This is a genomic window from Nocardia sp. NPDC049220 (genome assembly GCF_040647855.1).
GTDB lineage: Bacteria > Actinomycetota > Actinomycetes > Mycobacteriales > Mycobacteriaceae > Nocardia.
In genome coordinates this window covers 144,385-171,154 of the sequence record NZ_JBEZDA010000013.1, presented here as the reverse complement: position 1 = coordinate 171,154, position 26,770 = coordinate 144,385, and the positions used below count along the sequence as shown (strand labels likewise).

At 64.2% G+C, this 26,770-nt stretch carries 21 protein-coding genes and 2 pseudogenes; 8 read left to right on the top strand and 15 right to left on the bottom strand.

Annotated features, from left to right (window positions below; genetic code table 11):
- From AB0C34_RS24520 to AB0C34_RS24490, 7 genes are all read right to left on the bottom strand, one after another.
- The coding region (locus tag AB0C34_RS24520) for an amino acid adenylation domain-containing protein (RefSeq protein WP_357077283.1) at positions 1–5,107 on the bottom strand (5,107 nt) is incomplete at its 3' end.
- A gap of 1,168 nt (positions 5,108–6,275) precedes the next feature.
- A complete protein-coding gene (locus AB0C34_RS24515) occupies positions 6,276–6,740 on the bottom strand; it encodes a nitroreductase family deazaflavin-dependent oxidoreductase (RefSeq protein WP_357077280.1) in 465 nt (154 codons plus the stop codon).
- Between the two features lie 108 nt (positions 6,741–6,848).
- Positions 6,849–7,178 (bottom strand): ScnB, encoded by a 330-nt coding sequence (locus tag AB0C34_RS24510; protein ID WP_357077277.1) that lies wholly within the window; start codon positions 7,176–7,178, stop codon positions 6,849–6,851.
- On the bottom strand, positions 7,175–7,885 hold the full coding sequence (scnC, locus tag AB0C34_RS24505; protein WP_357077274.1) for a thiocyanate hydrolase subunit gamma: 711 nt from the start codon (positions 7,883–7,885) through the stop codon (positions 7,175–7,177). The genes AB0C34_RS24510 and scnC overlap by 4 nt, the downstream gene beginning before the upstream one ends.
- On the bottom strand, positions 7,882–8,127 hold the full coding sequence (locus AB0C34_RS24500; protein ID WP_357077309.1) for an SH3-like domain-containing protein: 246 nt from the start codon (positions 8,125–8,127) through the stop codon (positions 7,882–7,884). Before AB0C34_RS24500 ends, scnC begins: the two co-directional genes overlap by 4 nt.
- 50 nt (positions 8,128–8,177) lie before the next feature.
- Positions 8,178–8,603 carry a hypothetical protein gene (locus AB0C34_RS24495; protein ID WP_357077271.1) on the bottom strand — a complete coding sequence of 142 codons (426 nt, stop codon included), beginning with the start codon at positions 8,601–8,603 and terminating at the stop codon, positions 8,178–8,180.
- An 879-nt stretch (positions 8,604–9,482) separates the two neighbouring features.
- The gene (locus tag AB0C34_RS24490) at positions 9,483–9,752 is read right to left on the bottom strand and encodes a hypothetical protein (RefSeq protein ID WP_357077268.1); all 270 of its coding nucleotides are present in this window, start codon (positions 9,750–9,752) and stop codon (positions 9,483–9,485) included.
- Positions 9,753–10,176: 424 nt separating this feature from the next.
- Here AB0C34_RS24490 and AB0C34_RS24485 point away from each other — a divergent pair, with 424 nt between their 5' ends.
- Both AB0C34_RS24485 and AB0C34_RS24480 read left to right on the top strand, forming a co-directional pair.
- Positions 10,177–10,971: a metalloregulator ArsR/SmtB family transcription factor gene (locus AB0C34_RS24485; RefSeq protein WP_357077265.1), complete on the top strand. Its 795-nt coding sequence runs from the start codon at positions 10,177–10,179 to the stop codon at positions 10,969–10,971.
- Complete coding sequence (locus AB0C34_RS24480) at positions 10,971–11,468, top strand: hypothetical protein (RefSeq protein WP_357077263.1); 498 nt, start codon at positions 10,971–10,973, stop codon at positions 11,466–11,468. Before AB0C34_RS24485 ends, AB0C34_RS24480 begins: the two co-directional genes overlap by 1 nt.
- 106 nt (positions 11,469–11,574) lie before the next feature.
- Here the strand turns inward: AB0C34_RS24480 and AB0C34_RS24475 are convergent.
- Positions 11,575–11,990 (bottom strand): annotated as a pseudogene (locus AB0C34_RS24475) (Tn3 family transposase); the annotation flags it as partial.
- A 25-nt stretch (positions 11,991–12,015) separates the two neighbouring features.
- Here AB0C34_RS24475 and AB0C34_RS24470 point away from each other — a divergent pair.
- Positions 12,016–12,561, top strand: a complete 546-nt coding sequence (locus AB0C34_RS24470; protein ID WP_357077260.1) for a cupin domain-containing protein — start codon at positions 12,016–12,018, stop codon at positions 12,559–12,561.
- A 328-nt stretch (positions 12,562–12,889) separates the two neighbouring features.
- Here the strand turns inward: AB0C34_RS24470 and gndA are convergent, their stop codons facing one another.
- The 3 genes from gndA to AB0C34_RS24455 all read right to left on the bottom strand — a co-directional run bounded on the left by gndA (position 12,890) and on the right by AB0C34_RS24455 (position 16,769).
- A complete protein-coding gene (gene gndA / locus AB0C34_RS24465) occupies positions 12,890–14,335 on the bottom strand; it encodes an NADP-dependent phosphogluconate dehydrogenase (protein ID WP_357077306.1) in 1,446 nt (481 codons plus the stop codon).
- A gap of 398 nt (positions 14,336–14,733) precedes the next feature.
- The gene (locus tag AB0C34_RS24460) at positions 14,734–15,495 is read right to left on the bottom strand and encodes an ABC transporter permease (RefSeq protein WP_357077257.1); all 762 of its coding nucleotides are present in this window, start codon (positions 15,493–15,495) and stop codon (positions 14,734–14,736) included.
- Positions 15,492–16,769, bottom strand: a complete 1,278-nt coding sequence (locus AB0C34_RS24455; RefSeq protein WP_357077253.1) for a glycosyltransferase — start codon at positions 16,767–16,769, stop codon at positions 15,492–15,494. The genes AB0C34_RS24460 and AB0C34_RS24455 overlap by 4 nt, the downstream gene beginning before the upstream one ends.
- A 110-nt stretch (positions 16,770–16,879) precedes the next feature.
- Between AB0C34_RS24455 and AB0C34_RS24450 the strand changes: the two genes are divergently transcribed.
- Complete coding sequence (locus tag AB0C34_RS24450; RefSeq protein ID WP_357077250.1) at positions 16,880–19,450, top strand: cytochrome P450; 2,571 nt, start codon at positions 16,880–16,882, stop codon at positions 19,448–19,450.
- Positions 19,451–20,151: 701 nt separating this feature from the next.
- Here AB0C34_RS24450 and AB0C34_RS24445 read toward each other — a convergent pair.
- Positions 20,152–21,273 (bottom strand): hypothetical protein, encoded by a 1,122-nt coding sequence (locus tag AB0C34_RS24445; RefSeq protein ID WP_357077247.1) that lies wholly within the window; start codon positions 21,271–21,273, stop codon positions 20,152–20,154.
- A 441-nt stretch (positions 21,274–21,714) separates the two neighbouring features.
- Between AB0C34_RS24445 and AB0C34_RS24440 the strand changes: the two genes are divergently transcribed.
- The 3 genes from AB0C34_RS24440 (at position 21,715) to AB0C34_RS24430 (ending at position 23,466) form a co-directional block, all read left to right on the top strand.
- Positions 21,715–22,269 (top strand): class I SAM-dependent methyltransferase, encoded by a 555-nt coding sequence (locus AB0C34_RS24440; RefSeq protein WP_357077244.1) that lies wholly within the window; start codon positions 21,715–21,717, stop codon positions 22,267–22,269.
- 8 nt (positions 22,270–22,277) lie between these two features.
- Positions 22,278–22,766, top strand: coding sequence for a MerR family transcriptional regulator (locus tag AB0C34_RS24435; protein ID WP_357077241.1), 489 nt, complete (start codon positions 22,278–22,280; stop codon positions 22,764–22,766).
- 499 nt (positions 22,767–23,265) lie between these two features.
- Positions 23,266–23,466: a hypothetical protein gene (locus AB0C34_RS24430; protein WP_357077238.1), complete on the top strand. Its 201-nt coding sequence runs from the start codon at positions 23,266–23,268 to the stop codon at positions 23,464–23,466.
- Positions 23,467–23,551: 85 nt separating this feature from the next.
- Here AB0C34_RS24430 and AB0C34_RS24425 read toward each other — a convergent pair whose 3' ends face one another.
- Together AB0C34_RS24425 and AB0C34_RS24420 are read right to left on the bottom strand one after the other, a co-directional pair.
- On the bottom strand, positions 23,552–23,830 hold the full coding sequence (locus AB0C34_RS24425) for a hypothetical protein (RefSeq protein WP_357077235.1): 279 nt from the start codon (positions 23,828–23,830) through the stop codon (positions 23,552–23,554).
- 300 nt (positions 23,831–24,130) lie between these two features.
- Positions 24,131–24,374 (bottom strand): annotated as a pseudogene (locus tag AB0C34_RS24420) (methyltransferase domain-containing protein); the annotation flags it as partial.
- A 525-nt stretch (positions 24,375–24,899) separates the two neighbouring features.
- On the opposite strand from AB0C34_RS24420, the gene AB0C34_RS24415 reads away from it, so the two are divergent.
- A complete protein-coding gene (locus AB0C34_RS24415) occupies positions 24,900–25,346 on the top strand; it encodes a nuclear transport factor 2 family protein (RefSeq protein ID WP_357077232.1) in 447 nt (148 codons plus the stop codon).
- Between the two features lie 4 nt (positions 25,347–25,350).
- Here AB0C34_RS24415 and AB0C34_RS24410 read toward each other — a convergent pair whose 3' ends face one another.
- Positions 25,351–26,649 carry a glycosyltransferase 87 family protein gene (locus tag AB0C34_RS24410; RefSeq protein WP_357077229.1) on the bottom strand — a complete coding sequence of 433 codons (1,299 nt, stop codon included), beginning with the start codon at positions 26,647–26,649 and terminating at the stop codon, positions 25,351–25,353.
- Between the last annotated feature and the right edge of the window lie 121 nt (positions 26,650–26,770).

Below are 26,770 nucleotides of genomic sequence, written 5' to 3'. Positions count from 1 at the left end.
CACCCTTCGGCGTCCCCGTCGACCCCGACGTATACAACACATACGCCGTATCCAACACACAACAACCACGCACACGATCCACATCCGACACAGCAGCCCCCGACCGCGACGCGATCGACACCTCCGCATCCGGATCATCCAACACCAACAACCGAACCCCACCTGGAAGAAGGTTCCGGGACTCCTCCACCGTGACGCCCACCCGCACACCCGAATCCGCGACCATACGAGCAACACGATCGACCGGATTCCGCGGATCAATCGGAACAAACGCTGCACCTGTCTTGGCCACCGCCCACACGCCGACGACAAACTCCACCGACCGCCCCATCGCCAACGCGACGTGATCACCCGGGCCCACACCCCAGTCGATCAACTCCCGAGCGACACGATTCGACCACACATCCAACTCGGCATAAGACACCTCACGCTCACCCGACACCACCGCCACCGCGCCCGGATCCCCCACCGACAGCACCTCCGCCAACACTCGCGGCGTCTCGGCAGCACCACCCGACGCAGGCACCAACCCCAACCGCTCGTCAACGGACAACAAATCAACGCCACCCACCGGCATCTCCGGATGCGACACGAACGCCTCGAGAATCCGATTCAGTCGGGCAGCGAGTTCCTCCACGGTCTCGCGGTCGAAGAGGTCCGTCGCATAGTTGATCCGCAGCGCGACATCGCCATCTGCGGCGGTGTTTTCCGCGACGGTGACGATGATGTCCACCTTCGCCGGTTCGGGCCCCGGATCCAGAATCTCCACGGTCAGCTCGGGCAGTTCCAAGTTCGCGCGGTCCATGTTCTCGAAAGCAAGGTAGACCTGGCACAGCGGTGCATACGCCAAAGATCGCTTCGGATCGATTTCCTCCACGACTCGCTCATACGGCAGATCGCTATAGGCGAAAGCATCCGCGTCGATGTCTTTCACCCGGCCGAGGAACGCGGTGAACGATTCGTCGAAACGCACCTCGGTGCGCAATGGCACAGTGTTGACGAACATGCCGATGAGCGGTTCGAGAGCTCGCTCGCCCCGTCCCGCCACCGGCGTACCGATGGTGATGTCCGATGAACTCGACAGGCGGGCCAGCAGAACCGCCAGCGCGGCGTGGACCACCATGAAGGTCGTCACGTGCGCCGCACGGGCGAGTCGTTCAATCCCCGCGAATGTCTCGGCCGTGATCACCGAGTCGGCGATGTCTCCGCGCATGGACTGCCGCGCCGGGCGCGGGCGGTCGAGGGGAAGCTCCAGTACCGGCGGCATTCCCGCCAATTGCGCTGCCCAGTAACGCAACTGCTGGGCCGCCAGGGAATCCGGATCGCTCTCCTCGCCGAGCAGGCTACGATGCCAGATGCTGTAGTCGGCATACTGCACCTTCAATGGCTGCCAGTCCGGCCGCTTTCCCTCTGACCTCGCCGCGTAGGCGGCCGCCACGTCGGCAGCGAGCGGTCGAAGCGACGACCCGTCGCAGCAGATATGGTGCAGCACGACGACCAGCACATGGCGTCGACGACCGGCGGTCGCCAGCAGTGCGGCCTGGATCGGCGCACGTTCGCGGACGTCGGTCCCGGTCGAGGCCAACTCGCGAATCCGGCTCGCGATGTCGTCGGGATCGGTTGCCTTCGGGGTCAGGTCGAGCTCCGCGACTACCTGCTCGGCCGACAGAATGACCTGCGCTCCTTCACCATCCACGGCAGGGTAGACGGTGCGCAGCGACTCGTGCCGATCGATCACATCGGTGAGGGCCGCACGCAGTGCGGCGGCATTGAGACGTCCGGTCAGCTGCACCACCAGGGGAATGTTGTACGCCGCGGAGGCCGGGTCGGTCTGATTGACCAGCCACATCCTGTTCTGCGCCGGTGACAACGGGATGGGCAGAGCCCGCGCCGTCGCCCTCAGTGCGGGTCGGCCCGGGCGGTGCTCACCTTCGATATGCGCCGCGAGTTCGGCGACGGTCGGTTTGCCGAACAGATCGCGGACCGACACACCACATCGGGTCACCTCGGCGATGCGCACAGCGGCACTGGTCGCGGTCAGCGAATTGCCACCCAGCTCGAAGAAGCTGTCCAACACGCCTACCCGCTCCGTACCCAGGACCTCGGCGAAGACGTCGGCGATAGATTCCTCGACGACCGTACGCGGCGCGACATACGCCGCGGCCGAATCGAACACCGGCTCGGGCAGCGCACGAAGGTCGAGTTTGCCGTTGACGGTCAGTGGTAACGCGGGCATCACGACAATGCTCGCCGGGACCATGTACTCCGGTAGACGGCTGCCCAGGTGCGCGCGCAGAGAGTCGGCCGCACAGACCGAATCGCCGGCAGGCACGACATATCCGACGAGCCGGGCCGCCTCTGTGCCGGGAAGATGCACGACAACAGCCGCTGCTGAGACTGTGCCGTGCGTCAACAACGCGTCACGGATTTCGTCCAACTCGATCCGGAACCCGCGCAGCTGCACCTGCTGATCGGCTCGGCCACGATATTCGAGCTCGCCCCTGTGGTTCCATCGTGCGACATCGCCGCTGCGATAGAGACGCTCGCCCGGCTTGCCGAACGGGCAGGCGACGAACCGCCCTGCGCTCAACGCGGGTCGGTTGAGATAGCCGCGGGCGAGTTGAGCTCCCGCGACATAGATCTCGCCCCAGGCACCCAGCGGAACCGGACGCAACCGTCCATCCAGGACATACGTCCGCAAACCCGGCAGCGCCGGGCCGATCGTGCTCGGCGCACCCGGCACGGCAATTTTCGAGGTCAGGCCGATATAGGTGACGAAGACGGTGGTTTCGGTGATCCCGTAGCTATTGGCGAGCACGGGCAGTGCCGGGTTGTGTTCATACCAGTCCGCCAACGATGCCGGGTTGAGAGCTTCCCCCGAGAGAATGACCAGCCGGAGGAAAAGCTCTCCGTGCGGCTCACCTGCCTGCGCATACCGCTGTTGCGCGGCTGCGAACTGGTGAAACGCCGACGGCGTCTGGTTGAAGACGGTCACCTTCTCACGCACCGCGAGGCGGACGACATCATCGGGCGAACGTGTGGTGACGCTATCGACAACGACGACGCGGCCACCGGAGACCAGCGCACCGAATATTTCCCATACCGAGTAATCGAACGCGAACGAGTGGAAGAACGTCCAGACGTCTTCGGCCCGAATTCCGATCTCGGCACACGCGTTCACCAAATACGTGGCGACAGCACGATGACTGATCGACACGCCCTTCGGGCGACCGGTCGATCCGGAGGTGTAGATGACGTACGCGAGGTGGTCGGAACACAGCGGACCGGTCCGATCTGCCTCCGTGATCGGTTCCGAGCCAGACTCGGCGGTGTCCGAGCTGCCATCGAACAGCAGTACACGACCGGGATCGCCCGGTACGTGCTCGCGCAGGCTCCGGTTCGTCACGACAACGATCGGATCGGCATCGCTCAGCACGTATTCGAGCCGATCGGCCGGGTGAGCCACGTCCAATGGCAGATATCCGGCGCCCGACTTGAGCACGGCCAGCACTACAACGAGCAGATCGGCGTCCCGGGGCATCGCGATAGCCACCAGTGATTCCGGCCCCGCGCCGCGGGCGATGAGCCGGCGGGCGAACCGGTTGGATCGCTCGTCCAACTCGCGGTAGGTGAGTTCGGTCGCGCCCGACGTGACTGCCACCGCGGACGGAGTCGCGGCAGCTTGTCGAGTCAGCAGATCCACCAGCGTCGCGGAGGGCAACTCGCCGTCGTGGCCGGCGAGTTCCCCGACGATGCGCGACTCATCGGCTGGGCTGACGAGCTGGATGTCGGCAACTGGGGTGTCCAGGGGGGATTCCATCAGACGACGCAGAAAATCGATGAAAAGCTGGGCGTGCGATTCGAGTTCATCCTGGCCGTACAGGTTTGCGTTGCCGTGCAGTTCGATGAGCAGCGGCGCATCGGCCCCGGAGCGGTACAGGTTCAGCTGCAGGTCGTCGAGTGCCCCCGAGGTCAGTGCGCGGTATCGGCCGACGGCTGACCCGAGCCGAATCTCGGAGTCGAAGAACAGGATGTTGACGATCGGACCGAACGAGTTCGCTGCCGCGTCCAGCGCATTCGATTCGCGGCGCAGGTCTTCGAACCGGTAGAGCTGGTGCCGCATCGCCGAGATGAGCTCGGACACCGACGCGCGAACCAACTGTTCCACAGTGGTCGTCGAATCCACCGCGAGTCGTATCGGCACCATGTTCGCCAACATCGCCGCGGCGTTGCGCAGACGCATCGTCACCCGACCGCTCACCGGCATCGACAACACCACGTCGTCGGTTCGTGTCATTCGACCGAGGAACGCGGCGAACGCGGCGATCACCACCTGCGCGGGGGAGGCTTCCAGTTCGTCGGCGAAGCGATCGAGCATGTCGGACAACTGAGACGGAAGCTGCTGGCCGGCTACGCGATCGACTTTGCTCCACCGCGCGGTCCGACCGGACAGACTAGCCGGTGTCGGAAGATCAGCGACCTTGTCGAGCCAGTACGCTTTGTCGGTCTCGAAACGAGGGCTCGTGCGATAGGCACGCTCCGTTTCTACGATGTCACGCAATCTAGCCGCCACCAACCGTGTGGGCGCCCTGCCCTCGATGAGGGCGTTGTAGTGCTCGGCGATCCGGGTTACCACGTTGAACGCGCCGTACCCGTCGATCACGAGATGATGAGCACGCCCGTACCAGAGATACCGATCTTCGGCGAGCCGGATGAGTCGCATCGCAGTGAGCCGGTCGCGGCTGAGATCGACGGCTTTGGTGTTGTAGTCGCGGCGCATCCATTCCATCGCCGCCGCGAACGGATCGTCCTCGTCACCGAGATCCAGTACAGCCTCGTCGTAGATGATGCTGCGGTCGACGAATTGATATGGACGACCGTCGGACTCGACGACCCGCACCACCAAGGACTCGGTCTCCAATGCGGCACTGTTCACCGCCTGGCTGAACGCGTCGATGTCCAACCGGCCTTCGATCTCGACATACTGTGCGATGTTGACAGCCGGTCCACCGGGCATGTTGTCCGCGAACCACATGCCGTATTGCGCTGTCGAGAGCGGAATCAGACCCAGATCGCCCTCGGCAGTTCCGGCTGACTTCAGATTCATCCTATGACCCCTCACTCAGACTCGGAGGCACTGAGGCGCGGTGAAACCAAGCCACCCAGCCCATATCCGATTTTTGGCTTTAAATGCACTTTTTCCACGCTGAAGCGGCACGCACCCCTGCTCCCGAACGCGCCGATGATTTATAGCATGTGTCCCCGCGTAAAAAATCCGAACCCCAGCGTCGACACAACTTGTGCAGCTACTCTCCACCTCCGCTGTTGGCTTTCCAACACGTCACGATCTGAAAAGCGGAACTTTTGAACGTACGGCCGATTCGACCCGCAGTCATGCGCGATCAGCTATTGGACAGCATTCCCGGTCAGTCTATCCACGCCCAACCCTGCAGCCGTGCATGAACGCTGGCGTTTCGGCCCGGTTTCCAGAAGAGGGGCCGGGACGGCCGCCCTCGATACCGGCAGGCAGGAACAGTGATCCGGCGCCAAAAGCCTTGGCATTGAGGACTATTCGATGCATCCAAGTCCAGCCCAGCGCAGCAGTGCAGTGCAGTGCATCTGGAACTCCAGTCCGTCCAGCCGCGGATGGATGCAGCAAATCGACCGTATTCGTCGAACGCGTCTGCGCCCGTTCCTTCCAGTGGGCACAACATGGGCCTTCCCGCCCAGCTCCATGATGTTCCTAGCAATATCGCGGCAAAAGGAACAAATCGTCATCCGAACCGGAAACTCGAATCACCGATTCGATGACCCGGAGCGGGGCAGCTTCGGTACACATAAAACAGACTCGCAGTTTATTCTGATCAGCCAAGGAAACCGCCGGTACGCTTTTGCCAGTGTAAATCACCCAACTTCGCGGCCGCGGAACACCGGCGAGTATGGGGCGCCTAAGGGTTACCAGCATTGGCTGGCCGGAGATCCCTGGTGCGACTGGTCGGCCGATCCGTCCAGCGCGACGACCGGGTCCAGGTAACGGTGGCAGGTTCACGCTGCACCAACCGCGGCACAGTACGGTGACCCACGCCGCCGAGTACAGGGCGGCGCCCCCGAATGCCGATGAAGATGTCCAGCTACGGTGTCGGTGCGCAGTCTCGACAGGTACGCATTCCCTTGGCCGCGGCGCTCGCGCGGTGCGCCGCGACCGAGGCCGCGGCTCGCGGGCATCGATAGATGTTCGGCTCGGGATAGCTGTTCGACGCGGGCAGGTCGACTGGCTAAGTCAGGCGCACGCGGACCATGGGCAGGGTGTCGACGGGGGCCCCGGTGGCGTGCTCGATGGTGGCGCGCAGGTTTTTCCAGGCGCCGGGGTGGTTCCGGATATAGCGATCGAGCGCCGCCGCAGCCTCTGCTTCGGTCATAGGTGCCACGGCGGCAGCCGCGGCTCGGCGCAGGCCGCACCAGACGCGGACGCTGGAGTGAGCCTGGATGTTGCGGTACCACTGAGCGCGGTCACCGAAGCCGGACACGATCACATATTCGCCGGGCGCGGGCCGGTCGAGGACCTCTAGCACAACGTAGCGGCGGGCTCGGGTGTGGCGGCCGACGTGTTCGAGCATCAGCAGCCGGGTGCCGAACAGGAAGCCGAGGCCGATCCGGTACAGGGTGATCGGCGCGCGTACGAACCACCTCGTCTGTAAGGCGCAGCCACCGAGCCGGGCGACGGTGTCCGACAGGGTCATCGCCCGGACCCGGCGACGTGGACGTTGCCCATGTTCAGCCGGGTGATGCCGCATTTGTGGCCGAAACGCCTCTGACTCGGGCGAGCGTGCATGGTCGGCACCACATAACTACTCGCGGTGGAACCGTGCCCGAACCACGTCCATTCGCGCGCGCAACTCCTCAGGTGTGATCACTCCGCGATCCATCAGCGTGTGCGCCGTCGCGACGACCGATCGGGTCCGTACCGGAAAGTCGTGATAGACGGTCTCCCCCAGCGCGTCCTCGACATGGCGGCGTTCCAGATTGTCCAACGCGCCTCGCCAGGACAGGCATTCACAGGTCGCCTGCATGCTCGACTCCCACGGGTCGGGCTTGCGGTCGAGTTCGGGCAACGTGCTCTCCCGCGGCGAGCCGGGGTCGAGGGTGCGTAGAAGGACCTCGTACGGCGTGCTTTTCACCGTTGCCCCCCGTTGCCCGAGGCTGCCTGGGCCTGGTCCGGCGATGTCTGGGCGGTCCAGTCCACCTGTGGTAGCGCGACGCCGATCATGGTGTCTCGGGTGACGATGGCCGCGAGTTGATCCTCGGTCCAGCCCTCGGTGCCTTCGGGGCGCATCGGCATCACCATGAACCGGGACTTCTGGTTCGAATCGTGTACCCGCACCTCGACCTCGGGGGGAAAATGCAAGCCGAACTCGGCGAGGACCTCCCGTGGCCACCGGACGAGCCGGCGACGATAGTTGGGGGTGCGGTACCAGTCCGGAGACATGCCGAGCACCGGCCGCGGGTAGCACGAACACAGCGTGCACACGATCACGTTGTGCACCGTGGGCGTGTTCTCCAGCACATAAAAAAACGTGTAGTCACTAGGCGTACCGGACCCGGTCGGATCACGCCAGTCGATGCCGATTTCCTTACACGTCTCGGTGCCGTCGGCGAGCAGACGCGCCTTGAAATCGGGATCCAGCCACGCCTTCGCGACCAGTTTCGAGCCGCCATGTGGACCGACCGATTCAGCCCACTCGGCGAATCGTCGGTGATCTTCCTGCGAAAACAGGCCTTTTTCGATGGCAAGTTCGCGAACCGCGGTCTCCAGGACCTCGAACTCGCTGATCTCTTCACTCGTCTGGATCGGTGCGTGTGCCCCGTGATCGTGGGTTCGACTCACTTGCCGTCCTCCTCTGCAGGCTCGAGCCAGCGCTCGGAGACCTCCGTCTCCAGGGTGTCGATGTCGAAACCGGTGTAGTTGGGCCATAGGTCCTTCTGGCGGAACCGCACCACGTAGAAAGGCTCGAAGCGACCGTCTTCACGTCCCCAAGCCTCATCCTCCGGAATCACCCACTCGGGCCGGTGCTCCACGACGACACCGGTCTGCCCGCGGGTGTATGCCTGGGTGCGAGTATGGAACATCGATGTCGCGGTTCGAACCCGGACGCGATCGCCGATTTCATACTTCCTGGTCACCTCCGCGCCTCCAATCGTGCGCGCACCTCGTCCACCTTGGCGGACAATTCGTCCGGGGTGATCAAACCTTTGTTGATCAAAACCTTCGCGGCGACGGTCGCCCAGCGTGCGTAGTAGGGCAGGCCGAAGTACAGCGTCGCGCCGAGATCGTTCTCGGCTCGACGGCGTTCCTCGGAATTCCACGCGCCACGCCAACCGAGGCATTCGCACGTGACGTAAGTATTCATCTCCCAGGGTTCTTCGGTTTTCTCTTGATACACGGTCGGCGCATCCGGCTGCCCGCCGACGTCATGCAAGACGTGCCGGAGTACGTCGAACAATTCGTTGGATATCTCGTACGGCGAGTCGAGCGGCTTGCGTAACACCGGAGCTATATCTGCCACGCGACTTTGCATTTCGTCGAATCGGTTCGATGAACTCATAAGGTCTCCGTACTGACGGATCCGATGTTCTGGCCGATGCTCGCCTGGCGCGCATACCGAGCGGCGCTCCACCGAGCGCACCACGAGCCGGCGCACGCCGGCGTCCATCGGTTCGTGCAGGTACCCCGCTACCCATGACGCCGCACTCCGACTAAGTCCGACGAGGTACAACACGGGCGACACGACCACAACGATGGACGTCTCGACGAGCCCTGTCCCCATTGGATGATCCGGTTGACACGCTACACGCCGAGATCGGGTTAATGAAGGTACACGCGCGTGCCGGGCGCGGTAGACAATGCGCACCACAGCAGCGGGCCGCATCGTGCGACCTTCGTGCGGCGCCGCAACGCATCGTGCCGAGCGCGGTACAGCCCCGACGCTCGGGCGCTTCGCCATCGGCCGCTGGTTTGCGAACTCGCTCAGATAATGGTCGGCCTGCTCATCTCGAGGAAATAATCCCTTATTGGTGGCGGCGCAGGTATTGAACTAGGGGCAGATCCGGAGGAAACTAATCGTTACACCGGAATACCGGAGCGAGCCACACTGAAGACGGAGACGTCCGTCGGAAGCGATCGACTCATCCAGGATCCGGCCAGGCCCCCGGCAAGCCAATCGAATACCGGAGTTGTCAGCGACGACTGGAACTCATGGTTTCGATGGAGACTACCGGGGACTGCTCTGTGTGGGGGTTCCTCTCGTCGTCTGGTCGCGCGACGGCCGAACAGGTGAAGGACCAGGTGGCGTCCCGATGCCGACCCGTGGTGGGTTCCGGTAGTAATCGCCGAAAATTGGGCGGATATCGCATAGCCGCTGGTCAGCGTCCAGAACTCGATGATGGCTTGGGGTTCGGTGATTCAGCGGGATTGCGGCGGTTGTTTAGGCGGTCGCGGTGCATGCGCATGACCGTCGCGGGTGAGGGGTGACGGCCTCTTTCGTGCCGGTGGTGATGACGAGCCCGGTCGCAATGTCGCGCAGGCTGAGTTGCTGGTCGCGGAGGTGGATCGCCATGGCGAGCATGTCTGGGTCGGTGATGTTCGCGTCGCCGGCGGTTTTGCCGCGGCCGCGGGCGGATTCGCGGCCCTGGGGGCCTGGTCGCCGATGTATTCGCGCTCCATGCCCGACAAGCGCGGCCAGCACGGTGACCACGACCCGGCGGGGTCGTGGCTGCGTTGGAGTTCGCCGGTGCGGAAGTGCAGGCCGATATCTGAGGCTGTCAGCTGCTCGGCGAGGGTAGCGAGGTCCAGGTCGCGGCCGAGGCGTTTGTGCTCGTGCCCGACGAGGGCAACTGCCACGCCAGAGGCCCGCAGTTCCCGGCACAGCGCGACCGCGACGTCGAGTTCGGGGCGGGCGTGTGGCGCGGGTGGAGATCTCTTCTCAGCGAACACTCGCGTCACCCGCGGCGGTGAGCGCATCGAGCCGGGTATCGAGGGACTGGCGCATGGTGGGCGCGCGTGCGTACCCGTCCGGGCATGCACCGCCGGCGGTGAGCGGGCGCGGCAGTTCGATCCCGAGACCGGGTCCCCGTGTTGCCCGTTGACATATGCAGGTAAATACCTGCATAGTTTGGGTCGTGCAATCCGAACCCGAGATCGACGCGGTTTTCAAGGCGCTGGCAGACGGCACCCGCCGACTGTTACTGGACCGACTGCGGGAGCACAACGGCCAGACGCTGCGGGAGCTATGCGAGCGGGTCGATATGGCCCGGCAGTCGTTGACCCAGCATCTCGACATTCTCGAGCGGGCCGGGCTGGTGACCGTGCTGCGGCGCGGGCGCGAGCGGGTGCACTACATCAATCCCACACCGATTCACGACATCGAACAGCGCTGGATCTCCGTCTTCGACCGCCCCCGACTGGATCTCCTGCGCGCCATCAAGAACCAGGCAGAGGAGTACGCCATGACCGCCACCGTGCCGAGCTACGTCTACGTCACCTATATTCACGCCAGCGCCGAACAGGTGTGGAAGGCGCTGACCGACGCCGACCTGACCGCCCAGTACTGGTTCCACGAGAATGTGTCCGACTGGGAGCCCGGGTCGGCCTGGGAACACCGCCGCGCCGACGGCTCCGGCAAGATCGACGTCGTCGGCAAGGTGCTCGAGTCCGAACCGCCGACGAAGCTGGTCCTCACCTTCGAGGATTCCCCCGAGGAGGACCGCTCCCCGTCCGTGGTCACCTTCCTCATCGAGTCCCACCGGGACATCGTCCGACTCACCGTCACCCACGACAATCTGCCGAACGAAGAAATGCTGCAAGGCATTTCGCGCGGCTGGCCCTCGGTGATCGCCAACCTCAAGTCTCTGCTGGAAACCGGCAAGGTCCTCCCACAGGCCCCGTGGGAAATGGACTCGGCGGTGCACGCCTGATGTTGGACACCACCGCATTGCGCGAGGCCTACGACTCGCTCCTGGAAGCCGCTGTCACCGTCGCAGCTTCGGACCACCTCAGGACACCCCCGCCGGGTGAATGGAATGCCGATCAGATCCTGGCGCATGTCTGTCTCGTCACCGCGGGCACCATCGCCGCGGTGGCGGCGGTCGCGGCGGGCGAACACACCACCTACGACAATCGCCACGCCCTCGACACCTGGACCATCGACCGCGCAACCGAACAGGCAGGAGGGTCCTCCGGCCTGCGTGAGCGCCTGCGCCGTCAGGCCGAGATCCTCTGCGGCTTCGGCGGTCCCGCCCTGTCCGCTCCCGAACTCGACAGCCCCGTCCCGCTCCTCGGACTCTCCGCAGGCGCCCTGCTCACCGACACGGTCGTGCCGCTGCGCGGACTGTTCGAGGGCCTGGCCGACATCGAAATCCCCAACCACACCCAGCAACTGCTGGCCCTACTGCCCGAGGAGGCCGCTGTCTGAAACATGAGTACCTCAAAACACTCCAAGAGAGACAGCCAGTGCCGGAACACACCATCACTGGCCGAACCGGGGGTACGGCAGCACATGGACCGCGCGCGGGCTGCCGTCAGAACAGGGTGTCGCGCACCCGCATCGGCCGGTAGCCAGTGGGATCGAGCGCCGCGAGTTCGGCATCGATATCTGCCTCGATCGCGCCGAAAACGTCGATGTTCTCGCTGGGCGCCGGGGAAATAAGGGCCAGCACCTCGTCATCCATGCGCCGACAAGAGCGGCGATTGCTCAAACCGCCAGCCCGTAGAACTCGCTGATCCAGGCGATCACCGCGTTCGTGGCGAGGGTGAGACACCACGCCTGCTCGGTCTGCGCCTCGAGATGCCGGGCCCGGATCATGCCCTCGTGAGCGTAGAACGCGTCGCGTTCGAGCGCGTGCACCGATTCGCCCTTGTCGAGTTGGCGGGCGATCCTGCGCCGATAGTCCGGATCCGACAAGTATTTCGCGGCGTAGACCCTTCTGCGCAGGGCCGAGTTCGGTTTGTACAAGATCGACATGGAACCGACGGCCATGGGCGCCACGGAACACATCCACCGTACGATCTCCGAGTCCTTCTACGTCCTGTCCGGAGACCTCCGGCTCTACAACGGCGAACGCTGGGTCACAGCTAGCGACGGAGACTTCCGCGACGCACCGCCCGGTGGCCTCCACGCCTTCCAGAACGACGGCGATGACCCAGTGTCGTTTCTGCTGGTCTTCACACCCAAAAGTTCCAAGGGAGCACTTCGAGAAAGTGGCGGAGTGCTCGCAGCGCCGCCACGAAGAGTTGACAGCATTCCGGATCAGGCGCGACCAGTACAATTCCACCAACATTGGCCCACGAAGTTGATGTGCCGGGCCTCGCGCGGGGAGGCGTGCGACGTCCTCGTCCCTGATGGTCGCGGCCCTCGGCACCGGGCTGCGCGACGGCGGCGTCCAGGTAGCGCCTGGTCCACAGAACGACGGCATGGAGCATGCGACCCCAACCAACCAGCCGGGCCAGCGGTATGCCTATACCGCTGGCCCGGCCGCCGTGGCGCATCGCGCGGGGCCAGGCGGTGACAGGACTGCGGCTCCGTGCGTTGCCGGTTCATCCCGCGTCGGTAGGTGTGTCCGTCTAGGCCGACCTGCCCGACGGCGACGGGGAGACGTCGGCCGTCGGGTACCGTCCGCTGCGAGACGTGGCCCGCAACACGTCAACCTCGAGCGGATCGCCACGCGCCACCCTCGCCATGGACAGTCCACCGGAACATAATGCCGGCGACGCCACCGAGGAAACGGCCAACGCTGCCTCGGCGACAGCGAGTGCTACCAGGAGGAATTCCACGCCGAACGCGTCGTTCCTCCGCGGCAGCCTGTGCCCTGATCCCGGCAGCTACGTCGACCGATCTCAGTCCGCAGAAGTTTCACTGCGGTCGCCACTCCAAAGGGTGTGGTATTTGCCGTCGGCGTCGACGCGTTCGTAGGTGTGTGCACCGAAAAAGTCACGCTGTGCCTGCGTGAGCGCCGCGGGGAGCCGCTCGGCGCGCAGGGCGTCGTAGTACGAGAGGGAGGATGCGAACGCCGGCACCGGTATTCCGAGCAGGGTGGCCGTGGATACGACACGGCGCCAACTGTCGATAGCCGTTTCGATCGCGTCACGGAAGTACGGCGCGAGGATCAAGCTCGGGAGTGCCGGGTTCTCGTCATAGGCCTCTTTGATCCGGTTCAAGAACCGAGCCCGGATGATGCAACCGCCGCGCCAGATCGTTGCCAGGTCGCCGGGATGCAGATCCCAGTTGTACTCGACACTGCCAGCCGCAATCTGGTCGAAGCCCTGTGCGTAGGCGACAACTTTCGACGCGTAGAGGGCCTGCCTGATGTCTTCGGTGAACTGCGCAACATCGGTGGGTTTGTCCGTGAGTTTGCCCGAAGCGAGACCAACGGCGGCTTTGCGCTGCTCGCGGGACCCCGACAAGGCTCGCGCGAAGACTGCTTCGGCGATCCCGGTCACTGGAACGCCGAGATCGAGCGCGGACTTGACGGTCCAGCGGCCGGTGCCCTTCTGCTCCGCCGCGTCGACGATGACATCGACGAGCGGGCGGCCGGTTTTCGCGTCGACCTGGTCGAGGACCTCGGCGGTGATCTCGACGAGGTAACTTTCCAAGTCGCCGGAGTTCCACTGGGTGAACACTTCGGCGATCTGCTTCGCCCCGAAGCCGAGCGCGTCGCGGAACAGGTGGTAGGCCTCGCCGATGAGCTGCATATCGGCGTACTCGATACCGTTGTGGACCATCTTCACGAAGTGCCCGGAGCCGTCGGGGCCGATGTGCGTGCAGCATGGCATGCCATCGACCTGCGCCGCGATGGACTCCAGCAGCGGTCCGAGTGAGTCGTAGGACTCCTTCGGGCCGCCCGGCATGATCGCGGGGCCGTTGAGCGCACCCTCCTCGCCACCGGAGATACCCGCACCGACGAAATTCAGTCCGCGGTCCCGCATCGCGGCTTCCCGCCGAATGGTATCGGTGTAGAGCGCGTTACCGCCGTCGATGATGATGTCGCCCGGCTCCATCGCTGCGGCGAGCTCCTCGATGACGGCATCTGTCGCAGCGCCCGCCTTCACCATGATCAGCACTCGGCGCGGCTTCTCGAGCGCAGCTACGAACTCCTCGATGGTCTCGGTCCGCACGAAGTCACCGTCGTCACCATGCGCCTGCAGGAGTGCGTCGGTCTTGGCGATGCTGCGGTTGTGCAGCGCCACGGTATAGCCATGCTTGGCGAAGTTTCGAGCGATGTTGCTACCCATCACCGCCAGGCCGGTAACCCCGATCTGTGCACGCGCTGTAGAAAACGCCATGAACCCGCTCTCTTCGTTCGACAGGTGTAACTGGGTGACCGCGCGCCGCTGCACGGTGGCATCGTGGAGTCTTCCATGACACCCCGACCTTTCTACCCCTCGGCCCCCGACGCGACGAACACGCCCGGCAAGTCGACGATCGCACTCGCCCGAAGTGTTCGAACCGGATCTCGGTCACCCACCGGAGCGACCAGCGCCCGCGCGACGCCTTTCGCCGACCGATACTGCCGAGGTGCGTGAACTCCTCCCGATCCTCCTGAAGCGACGTCACCGGTGTCTCGGCGATCGCGGCTACAGCGGAGTGAAACAGCGACTGATCGGTCGTCTCATACAACCAGCACGCCCAGCGCGGTGCCCTCGACCTCTGAATCGGTGGCCGGGATACACCGGGATCGTGCTCATCGGCGCGACACTCGGTTGAACAACCAGCTCGCACAGCCGAAGCCGATCATCGCAAGCACAATGCACCAAAACACGGCAACCGCGGCGTAGGAGCCAGCGCCGGTGGCGTTGAGCAGCCCACGCACCGTTTCTACGACGGGCGTAGCCGGTTGATGTTCGGCGAAACCGCGCAACCACCCCGGCATGGTCGCGGTCTGCACGAACGCACTGCTGATATAAGGCGTGAACATGATCGCATAGGTGAGACCACCGGCCGCCTCCGGATTCTTGGCCGCCAATCCCAGCGCGACGGCGATCCACGAGATCGCCACGATGAACAGTGCGATCACCGCCGATGCCGACAGCCAGCCGAGAATGCCCGCCTGCGGGCGGTAGCCGAGAACGATCGCCGCGGCGACCGCGATTCCAATGGCCGCGACATTCCGGACGACGCCTTCAGCGACATGTCCGGCCAGGAGAACTTGGTCGTACATCGGCAGCGTGCGGAAACGATCGATGCTGCCCTTCGTCATATCGGTCGACACACTGGTTGCCGTGATGGATGATCCGAATCCGGTACAGAGCAGCATTATGCCCGGCACAACATAGTCCAGATATGGTCCGCCGACGTCGATGGCCCCACCGAAGACGTAAGTGAACAGCATCATGACCAAGACCGGCATGAGCAGCGAGATGATCAGGGTGTCCCGACTGCGCACAGTGTGCCGGGCGCAGCGCCGGAACATGACGATCGTGTCGGTGATGATATGCGACGTCATCGGGCACTGGCCTCGACGATGTCGGCCGTGCGGGCACCGGCGTCTTCGGTGTTCAGGGTTCTCGCGAAATCCCTTGCGCGGATCCTGCGCTCCCGCGCGAGTATCGACGCCACGCCTTGCTCGAGGCGGGCTGCCGTGAGCTGCGTAAATCTCATATGCGCACCCACCCCGAGCCGTTCGACCTGCCCGCCCCACATGGGCTGCTCGAACGAGACGGAGCACACCAGCGTCGGCAGTCCGGCACGCAAGCTTTCGAACAATGTGCCGACACCGCCATGATGGACCGCGGCGGCGCAGTGCGGAAAGACCAGGTCGTGCGCGAACGGACCGACAACCTTCACGTGGGCGCCGACGTGCGCGCCCGAGACGTCCAGATCGCTCCACCCCGCGCTCACCAGCGCCCGCACACCGAGCCGAGCAGACACCCCGGAGACCATGGCCAACACGGCGGCAGCATCCCGGATCGGCATGCTGCCGAAGCCGAAGAACACCGGAGGTACACCGCCGTTTACCCAGGACAGAATGTCGGCATGGTCGCCCGCAAGGTCGCCGACGGCCGCGCGGGCGGCATGATCGAGCGTGAGAAACCCGGTGAAAGGCCTGCGTTCGTCCCACTGCCGAGGCAACCCGGGAACGAGTGCGGGATCGTAGATCTGCACTTCCGGAACGTTCCGACGAGCCAGCACCGCGGCCGTGCTCGCCCGCGACTTCGGCAGACCCAGTTCTGCCCGCAAATCGTTGAGATAACGCATGAATACGACGCGGCGCAGATTCTCGCCGAACACCCAGGTCGCGCGATTGACCGGTGCCGGCGGGCGCCAATGCGACGGCAGCGCACCGGGGAACGGATAGGCGCCGTTGTTCCGGCATGGAAAGTAATGCAGGCTGACCAGGGGAATTCCCATTGCCTCGGCCACCGAACACGCCCGGTCTTCGGTCACCGTACTGGCGACGATCAGGTCGGCGCCCGTGCACACATCGATGACTTCGCGGTTCATCTGTGCGGCGTACCCGGCCATCTGTTGTGCGACGAGTTGCATGAGGCGCAGAGAATTTCCCGAGGCGAGCGCCTTCTGCCCTGGCTCCGAACTGTAGAGCCGCTGGACGTCGGGGCCACACGCGCGCGCGGAAAGACCGGTCCCGGTCACGAAGTCGATCAAGTTGGGCGGCACGCCCAGCAGAACGTCATGGCCGCGCCGCCGTAGTTCCAACCCCAGCGCCACCACTGGCTGGACGTCTCCCCGGGTTCCGGTGAGCGGAATCGCTATTTTCACAACGCTTCTTTCGGTGCTGTTGTCATACCCGTGCACACCGACTCTCCTCTGCCCGCGGCCGAATGGCATGCGGGCTCACTGGACTTGGTGCATCGGTACAGTAAACAGTTGTGCACATCGCGATGTTCATGGATTACCACCCGACGACGCTCGGCGGTGTCCAGACCGCGGTCGGTTCACTGTGTCGGGGACTGGAGCGTGCCGGTCACCACGTCACACTCTTCGTCGCGCCGCTGCACGGCGCGCCCACGACCCCCACCCCCACCGTGGTCGAACTTCACTGCGCTCCCGCGCTGCAGATGAACGGATTCCCAGTTGTGCTGCCTACCAAGCGGATCGACGCGATGGTCGACGCCGCCTTCGCCGCACGTGGGCCGATCGACATCGTGCACACGCACACCACCTACGGCGTCGCGATCGCCGGAATGAAAGCAGCGCGGCGGCACCGAGTTCCGCTGGTACACACTGCGCAGAGCCGTGACGACACCTTCATCGAATGCACCTCGCCCGCACCGTATCTAGCAGCGTTGTTGCTGCGCGCAGTGCACGGCCGGTTCGTGCCGCACCGCCAACACATGCCACGCTGTGTCGAAAGCCGCGCCGCGCGCCACGCATGGTGGACCATCGTCGGCCAGGCGCAAGCCGCCGACCAGGTCATGACGCCAACTCGCCATTTCGCCGAATTGATGGCCGAACACGGCCTTACTCGGCCGATTCGGGTCGTGTCGAACGGCGTCGACGACGAATTGCTCGAAGGCCATAGCAGAAGCGCGATTTCCGATCGGCCGCCGAGCGAGCATTTGCGACTGGTCTGGTGTGGACGGTTGTCGACCGAGAAGCGTCTGCTCGAATCCATAGACGCGGTGCGACGGGTGGACAACTGCGTGCTCGAAATATTCGGCGACGGCGATCTGCGCGAGGCCGCGGCCGCCGCTATCGCCGAGCACGACCTCGGCGGCCGAATCCGATTGCACGGCAGAGCAACACAGGCAGATTGCCTCGAAGCCATGTCCGGCTGCGATGCGCTGCTATTTCCTTCCTACGGTTTCGACACGCAGGGAATGGTACTGCTCGAGGCGGTGGCGGTGGGACTGCCGATTATCTATTGCGATCCCGACCTCGACGAATCGGTGCCGTCCGGTGGTGGCATTCGCACCGCGGAGCCGTCGGCGCACGGGATTGCCGCAACAATCGCCGAGCTCTCCGACGACCGCACCGCACTCGCCGTCATGCGGAATATTCTCGGCGAATGGAGCCACTCGGTGCTTCAGTCACGCTACACGGGAGCGGTTGTGGAAACATACCGGCAGACAAGCGAAACACTGCTGCGCGCCGCGGAACCAGAAATGCCGCAGAATCTCTCGGAAGTGCCCACTGCGCCGGGTCGGCTACCACTGGTGGGGCATAGCCTTCTGGCGCTGCGCAACGCCCCCGAGTTCGTCACATCCCTGCCCGAACTCGGACCGATAGTACGCATATTCTTCGGTCAGAAAACCGGATACGTCCTCACCACTCCGGATCTGGTTCGCGAGGTCGGTCTGAGCGACGCCGGATTCAATCGTGACGACCTCCACGAGGCGATCGAGGACATCGCCGGTGGATCGGTCAACGTCTTGCGTGGGGAAGAACACCGGTTGCGGCGGAGGATGATCGCGCCCGCACTGCGACAAAGCCGCCTTGCGGAGTACACCAAGACGGCGGCCGATATCGCGAATACCTGGTCGGCGGGGCTCCCGTCGGGTGGACGCGTGAATTTGATGGACGAGGCCCACGCTCTGGTGCTCGACACGGTTTCGTCGACGCTGTTCACGGCGGACTTCAGCGACGACGTACGCCGGGAAATCCGGGAAAATGTGCCATGGCTGCTCAGCCAAGTGATTCTGCGTACCGCGTTGCCGCCAGAGCTTCGTCGTCTTCGGTTACTCGCGAACTGGCGCTGGCGCACGAAAGCCTACCGCCTGCGTGCCATGATCGGGAAGGTCGTGTCCGAATATCGCCGACGTGATGAAGATTTCAACGACGTGGTCTCCGCGCTCATCCGCCACATCGACGGCGAGACCGGAGCAACGCTGTCCGACGAGCACATCATCGACGAGACAATCCTGATGCTGGCCGGCGGGGTGGGATCGATGGCGTCGCTGACAGGGTGGCTGTGGCACGAAGTCATGCGCCACCCTCACGTAGCCGAGCAACTCTCCGACGAACTCGACGCCGTCGTCGGATCGGGCCCCGTTGCGGCCGATCATCTCGGCGCGCTTCCCTACCTCAAACACGTTGTGGCGGAGACGCTCAGAACGTGGGGGCCCTGGATCAGCGCCGCCACCGCCGACGGCGACATCACGATACGCGGGCTGACCATTCCGAATGGCACCGCAATCATGTTCAGCCCCTATATGGTCCAGCACGACAAGCGTTATTTCGCGGATCCGGAGACGTTCAACCCCGCTCGCTGGTCGCCCGAGCACGTCGGTGCGAACGACAAAAAGGCCAGTCTTTCTTTCGGCGTCGGGCGCCGACGCTGCCTGGGCGACCACTTCGCAATGCTCGAGATCGGGCTGGCGGCCGCAGCGCTGCTGTCGCGTTGGCGGCCGATTCCCGACCCAAATTACGTTGTGCGGGCATCTAATCGGGATTTTGTCCTTTCGCCGTCGGCGTTGCCGGTCACGCTGCATCCGCGATAATTCTGCTGGTATGCCCCGGTTTCCGGGCACCGTTCCGGCGCCGCCTCCGACCACAGGCCAATTCATCTGAAAGTCTCGCGCCGTACAAAGTTCAGCACTACTGGCGGGTTCCGGCGAAATCGTCTCGTTAGTTCGGGTCGACGACTGTGCGCTGATCGACGTTTCGCCGGGCGGTGCGCTCGTATACACAGCGACGACCTCCCGGAAATACGGAATAAGAATCGAACGCAGGCACGCAACGCGCCCGGACCGACTTCTTCGACCGTGCACGCTGAGCGCCGGCTATTGTAGCAGCGGTGATCACGCCGTTACCTCACGCGATGGAAGTTGACATTTCCTTGACTGGAATTCGCCGCCACGAGGGTGAACACTGACAACCGTGGGTTCTCGATGTCAATATTTCCGCCCAACCGAAGGATGCAATATGGCCATCAGAATCGTAAAAATCGCCGCCGCGACTGCCATGGCATTGTCTCTCGGCGCTGTCGCAGCTCCCACCGCATCGGCCGATACGCCTCCGTCTACAGCGCCGGCGGCGGTCTCAGCCACTCCGGTCCAGGGATCAGTCGCGATTTGCATACCCCTGGGCAGTGTCGTCTTCTGCATCTGAGGTCCCGGGCCGAGCGGCCCGCCGAAGCGGGCTCGAGTCGGTCTCCCCGAAATATCTATTCGTCGCTGGAAGCGTTGCGCTGTAGGTCGATTCAGGCTTTCGCTGGAGCGACGGGTTCGCCCGCCGCGGTCACGACAGTGGCCGCGGCGGCCTGTTCCGCAGCCTCGACGGTGCATCGTCCGAGGCCGCATGCGGTCGCCACACCGTGCGCGGTGCGGCCGGATGCCTGCTCGAAAAGCGTCAGACTCTGAATGCTTGCTGTGGCATCGGCCGGCGACACGACACCGGCGATCACTCGCCACTGCTCATCCAGGCCGCGGAGCGGTCGGTAGAACGCTGGGTCGAGCGGCGCGGGGTGAGATCCGTAGGCGCAGGGAATATGCGCCGGTGGCAGTGGAACTCCCTGGCTACGCAATATTCGCGCGGTGGCGTTCAACAGATTGACGGCAGGTGCGATGGTACGCGGAGCAAGCAGTTCTTTGTGCTGGTAGTCGCCGTAGCACAGATGCAGAACGGTCTGCGCGCCGATCTGGTGCGCACGAGCGAGGAATCCCGCCAACTGGCGCGCCACCAATCGTCCGACCGGCGCCTGTGCGCCCAGTTGCGTCGCCTTGACCACCGCCAACTGGGCGATCGGCGACTCCACCTGCCAGGTGAGCGTGTCGCCGAATTCGGCAACCAGTTCGGCCATTTCGGCGAGCACGGCCTCGGCGAAAACCGGCAGATTGCGCAGCGCCGGGATGACCGTTCCCGCGTGCCGGAGTGCGCGTCCGAGCGGCAGCCCCTCGGCGACCGCGGCGCCCGCGAAGACGAACAGCGCCATGTCCAGCGGATTCGGTTGACTGATCTGCAATCTCGTGTCCGCGAGTTCGGGATGCCGCTTCTGTACGGCGCGGAACGCGGTGACCGCCTCGGTAATTCGTTCGACGCGGTTCATCGACACGTGGCGCGGCTCGAGTGCGCGCCCGGTGCGGATGCCGTAGCCGCGCATGTCGGAATAGTCTTCGAAGTCACCACCGCGTGCCACCTCGAAGACGTCGAGGTGCTTCTCGCGATCTCGGAGATATTGGACGACCCAGTCCGGGTCGATGTCGCAAGGTACACCAGTCAAGCGATGCCCACCGGCGCGTTGAACGAACCACTCCAGCACGTCGTTGTCGCTTGTCATCAACTGCCGCGGCAAACTGCCCACAAAATGTACGAATCTGGTCATCGCCTGTCCAAAGGTAGTGATCAGTTGCGGATCAGGCGCTCGTCCCCCTGCTGATCCGGGGCCACAATCCGATGATTGCGGTCAACGGTAAGTCAGTTCACAACCGTGACTTCCCCAATCGTGGGAAGATAACGAACTGGGCTGCACAGCTCCCAGGATTGCGGCTGCGATATCGGCGAACCGACCTCGGACCGCCTCGGGCTGCCGGCCGTTGCACCGAGGGAGGTGGAATCACGCGGGAGTCGCTCGGTCGATTCGGACACCAGGACTCCGCAATTCGAGGATGGCGCATGATCGAGCGGCCGCGACATGGCCGAGCGAAAGGCAAAGGCTCGCAACCTGGTCGAGGCCTGATGACAGGACGAGCGGTACCGATCACGATCACTTGACTTCAGGTCGACCTCAACTCGCAAGCTGTGGATACTGCGAGAAAGGGAGACCATGACAACATTTGGAGACAAGCGGAGCCGAGGGTATGACAAGCGGGCCGCCGTGCTGCTCGGCGGACTGTACCGGCTGATCGCCACCGATATCGACGCCCTCGCGAAAACGGATTCGCAGGTGCTCGATGCCGGGACGGGGCCTGGAAAGTTGTTGGCCGAGTTGCGGAGTCAGCGCCCCGACCTTCGTTTGCATGGTGTTGATTTGTCGCCGCAGATGATCGATCTCGCGGAGCGTAAACGCACCGGCGGGCATGTGGACTTTTCGGTTGGCGATGTCGGCGCACTCCCTTATCCCGATGATAGCTTCGACGTTGTCGTGTCAAGCCTCAGCATGCACGAATGGCCCGCGGTGAACCGGGCGATCAGCGAGTTGGCGCGGGTGCTGCGACCCGGGGGTGTGGTGAGGATCTATGACTTCCGATTCGTGCGCCCGGCAGCGGCGCTCACCGCGCTACGACATTACTTCGTGGCCGGGACCGTGCGACGCGAGATAGTCCGCCCGCGGCGGCATCCGATCGGCCTGTTCGCGCGATTCACCGCCCACACCGCTTAGGGTGCGGTATGACAAGCGTCGGCATGTCGATCGGGGAGCTCGCGGCACGGTTCGGCCTGGCAACCCATGTGCTGCGACACTGGGAGGATGTCGGCTTGCTCGCGCCGCGGCGGGACGGCGCCGGGCGACGTAGGTATGGCGACGACGACGCGGAGACTGTAGCCATGATTCTGCTTGGCAAGAGGGTCGGGCTGTCGCTGAACGATCTCGCCACGCTCTTCACCAGAGCGTCGGATCGGGCCACCCGACGAAACCTGCTGCGCGCGCATCGAGATCGGCTCGCGCACAGCCTCGCAGAGGTCAACGCCGCACTCGATGCCCTCACACATGCACTGGACTGCGGCGCTGTCGCGTTCCGCAACTGCACGCACTTTCAGGCGAAGATCGCCGATGCGCTCACGATCGGCGCAGCAACTGAAGAATACAGCCGGAGCGGATTCGGTCATGGTTGCCACGCGCCCGCCGAAGTCGTGGCACGAAGTCGCCCGCCGCGCTGACGACGGTGCAGTGGCGGCAAGCTCGCGCGGGCTATACGCGCCTGAGTTTCCGTTGGTCTATTACCGACACCGTTGGTGTCGGTAATAGCGCTATAGGCTGCAAGTGCCGACGGTGTTCGTGGTGCCGCGGAGAATCCTCGCCGACGACACTCGACCCTGTCGTTACCTTCGGTAGTGCCGATGTGGGCACGCCCGACATGATCAGCAGGCAGCTCGCGGTATAGACAGGTGCCAGAACGGGTACCACGGCGGTGCGAGGTGCCCGCTGTCCAGCTAAGGACCTGACCGTCGAAACAGCCTCATCCCTGGTTCCGAGTCGATCGCGACCGGTAGGTCTCAATCGTTATCGCACAGATATTTCCGCTCGGACGGCGGAGTTTCGCGGAATTACGGTGATATCGGGTCGATTCGACCGCCCCGGAAGCAGACTGCGCCCGTATTCCCGGATAGGATCTAGTGCGGGGGAATCGCCAATTCAACTCCCGATGGGAGGTCTCCGGTGAGCAAAACTATTCGAATTCCCGCAGCGGAACTCGCCGACCATATCGGCGAATCCATCGTGGGGTACGGCACGCTCACACAGGCCGGCGTGGTCCAGCCGCGCGGCGACCTCGTGGTCGCGGTATTCGGGATCGAGTCCAACCGGCGCGAGAAGTCGTTCACACCAAGCCAGTTGGTCGAAGTGGAGGTTACCGAATAGCCACGAAGCCCGCGCCTCGGCCGGGCGCATGATCCGCGATCGGTGGAGCCGACATCTCGGCTTCACCGATCGCAGTGGGCAGTGGTCAGCCGATCAGCGCGTTCATGATCGTTCCGGCGCTGGTGGCGATGGCGCCGCCAGCCATACCGCCCACGACCGTTTTCGCCGATGCGAGTGCCCCACCGTTCCATTTCTCCCAGGCGAATCTGCCGCCCGCGTAGGTGATTCCCATGATTCCAGACAGCATCACAAACCAGGTGAAATATCGGACGAGCATGAGGACCTTGTCCGAATTGGGTGGGGCCTCGGGTACCGGATTGCTCACTTGAGCCATCAACAATACTTCGACTGCAGTATGGATCATGACTGATCTGTCCTCCGCGCGTTTCCGCTGGACAATTAATACGCAATCGCTGTGACGATCGAAGTATCGCGGTCGTCGCAGAATCCGTCAACCCCGTGGCAGCCACTCATGTTCTCGGCACTCGATGCGAGGGCGCCGAATCGGTGTCGGACGGTCGAGGATGGGTAGTGCCGGGATGTGCGCGTTTGTCCGGCAGGTGTACTCGGTGACGGGCGAGGTCGTCGGTCACCGCTTCTTCTGGGCAACGGCGAAGACCCGCCGGAACGGCGGCCACGTGGTGCCATCGGCGCGGCGCGGATGGACATCGCCGAGCGTCACATCGATACCGCGTGCTCGTGCCGCGGCGACCATGTCGGGCGACGAATCGAGGCCCCGGGATCCTCGCCGCGGGCCAGCGCTCGGCGAGCGCCGCGGTGAGATGCCCGGGTCCACAGTTGAGGTCGACGACGCGACGGGGAGCGGCCGCGACAACCCTGCTCACCAGATCGAAGAACGGGCGGGAGCGGTGATCGTCGAAAGCGAGGTATTTCTGGGGATCCCACATCGGCCACTCCGTACGCTTCCTGTGTCGGGGTGAACGTCCACGCCAAACAATAGCGGCGACGTCCGGCGATTCCTGCGCGCCAACACGTCCGTTGGATCAAGCGCAGAATTGCCCGCACGACGACGGTCCTGAACCGATCGGGCCCGCCCCCGACCACACGGCTCGACTCGTCCATGCCTGCGGCGAAAACTCCTGCCGTCACGGTTTCATAACGGCCGACCGTGGGTACCACAAGATAATGACGGATCGCCGACCAGCCCGGATCGCCGGTATGGAGCCGGGAACCGGAGCGCTCGCTTTGTCCACGTGCCTTGCCTTCTCGATCGGCATCGCCGCGATTACACAGTCCGCGTTTCCCACTCTCGTGGCTTGTGGAAGCATTATGGCCGGACTCGCCCTCGTACTGAACATCTTGCCGCGCAGGACATAACGTGGGCTCCGCAGGCCGGCTCCGCGCCGACCCCTTGCCCTCGGCCTCCAATCCTGGTGGCATCTAGTGAGGTACCGGCTTACTCGGAGGCGCGCATGCTGTCGTTGCAGGAGATTTCGGATCGGTTGGAGATCGAGGATCTGATGGTGCGTTATTCGCACGCGGTCGATACCCAGCAGTGGGACCTGCTGGACGAGGTGTTCACGCCGGACGCGCACATCGACTACTCGGCCATGGGTGGCTCGGCGGGCGATCTGGAATCCACCAAGAAGTTCCTCGCGTCGGTACTGCCGAATTTCCTGGCGTTCCAGCATCTGATCGGCAACTCGTCCATCGCGGTCGACGGGGACACGGCCACCGGGCGCACCCTGTGCCACAACCCGATGATGGTGCCCGGTGGTGACGGTCCGCCGAGCATGATGCTGTGCGGGTTGTGGTACCTGGATACATTCGTCCGCGTCGACGGGCAGTGGCGAATCAAGAAACGGGTCGAGGAGAAAAGTTTCCTCTTCGTGGCGCCGTCAGCGCCGGGCACTGCCTGACCCGTCAGGGTTGATGGTGCGGCGACAGGGCGTACGCCGACTCGTCGCGTGGACCGTCCGTAGCGCGTGCCGCGGCCGTTCGCCTTCTGCTCACCAGGAAAACCACGACCAGCACCACACTGAACCAGACATAGGTATTGCCGACGACGTGCTGCCATGGCGTCCATGAAGATTCGCGGTGCTCGCCGTCGGGCAGCCAGTTCTGCGGACCGATCACGAACACCGCCGTGGTGACCGCGATCGTCACCCACCAGCCGATCGCCTGCCGGCCAGGATGATTGGTCGTGTAGCCGACGAGGGCGAAGAGCGCGGGTGCGATCCACACCCAGTGGTGCGACCAGGAGATCGGCGAGACCAGCAGGGTGAACACCGCGTTGATAGCCAACGCCAGTGCGGGGAACTCGGCAGCCCGGCGCATCGCGACGACGACCAATGCGAGCAGCAGGGTACCGAGAACCAGCCACACCGCCGTGAAGGCGGGCTCGGGCACCTCGAATCGGGCGAAAACCGCCTGGATCGACTGGTTGGTATGGAACGCCGAACCACTCAGCCCGGATACGTTGCCCAGGCCGCCGAACCAGTACTTGACCGATTCCTTGGGAAGGATCGCGAAGCCGAGCGCCGTCGCGGCCGCGCCCGTGACCGCGGCCGTCGCAGCAGCCCGGTAGTCGCGCCGCACCAGGAAGTAGAGGACGAACGCCGCGGGCGTGAGTTTGATCGCCGCGGCGATGCCGATCAGCATGCCCCTCCGCCAGCGCGGCTTGTGCGTGAGGCAGTCCGCGGCGACCAAGGCCATCAGCAACAGGTTGACCTGACCGAAGTCCAACGTCGAATGAATCGGTTCCAATAGCAGCGCGAGCGGCGTAGCACATGCCGTGGACCAGATCGCATGTCGGCGCTGCGTCTCCTCCGGCCATACCCGTCGCGCGACCAGATACAGCGTGATGGCGAGCGCGGCGACCGACGAGACGAAGAAGGTGAGCGCGGCCACGTCCCAGGGCAGCACCGCGAACGGGCTCAGCGCGAGTGCGGCGAACGGCGGATAGATGAACGGGAGACCCGCGCCGATGGTGGTCTGCGGCAGCTGTCCGTACATATCCGCGCCATGCCGCAGCGCGTCGACACCGAGCCGATACACCTGCAGGTCGATGAACCCGCCGGTGATTTTGTGGAACGGCCAGACCGGCGTCAGCAGAAAGAACGCGGAGAACGCGATCGAGAGGACAGGCGCCAGCCACACCACACGCTCGAGTCGGCGGTTTCGGGACATCGGCGTATCAGTGGTGGCGGTGACACTACTCATCCGCGGCGACTATACCGACCACGTCCGTCCGTTCAGCAGGCGGGAGACGTTCGTCGGTACAGGAAGGGCGAACCGGCGGCGTGGACAATGACGCTCAGTGGTGAATCGGCACGAACCCGCG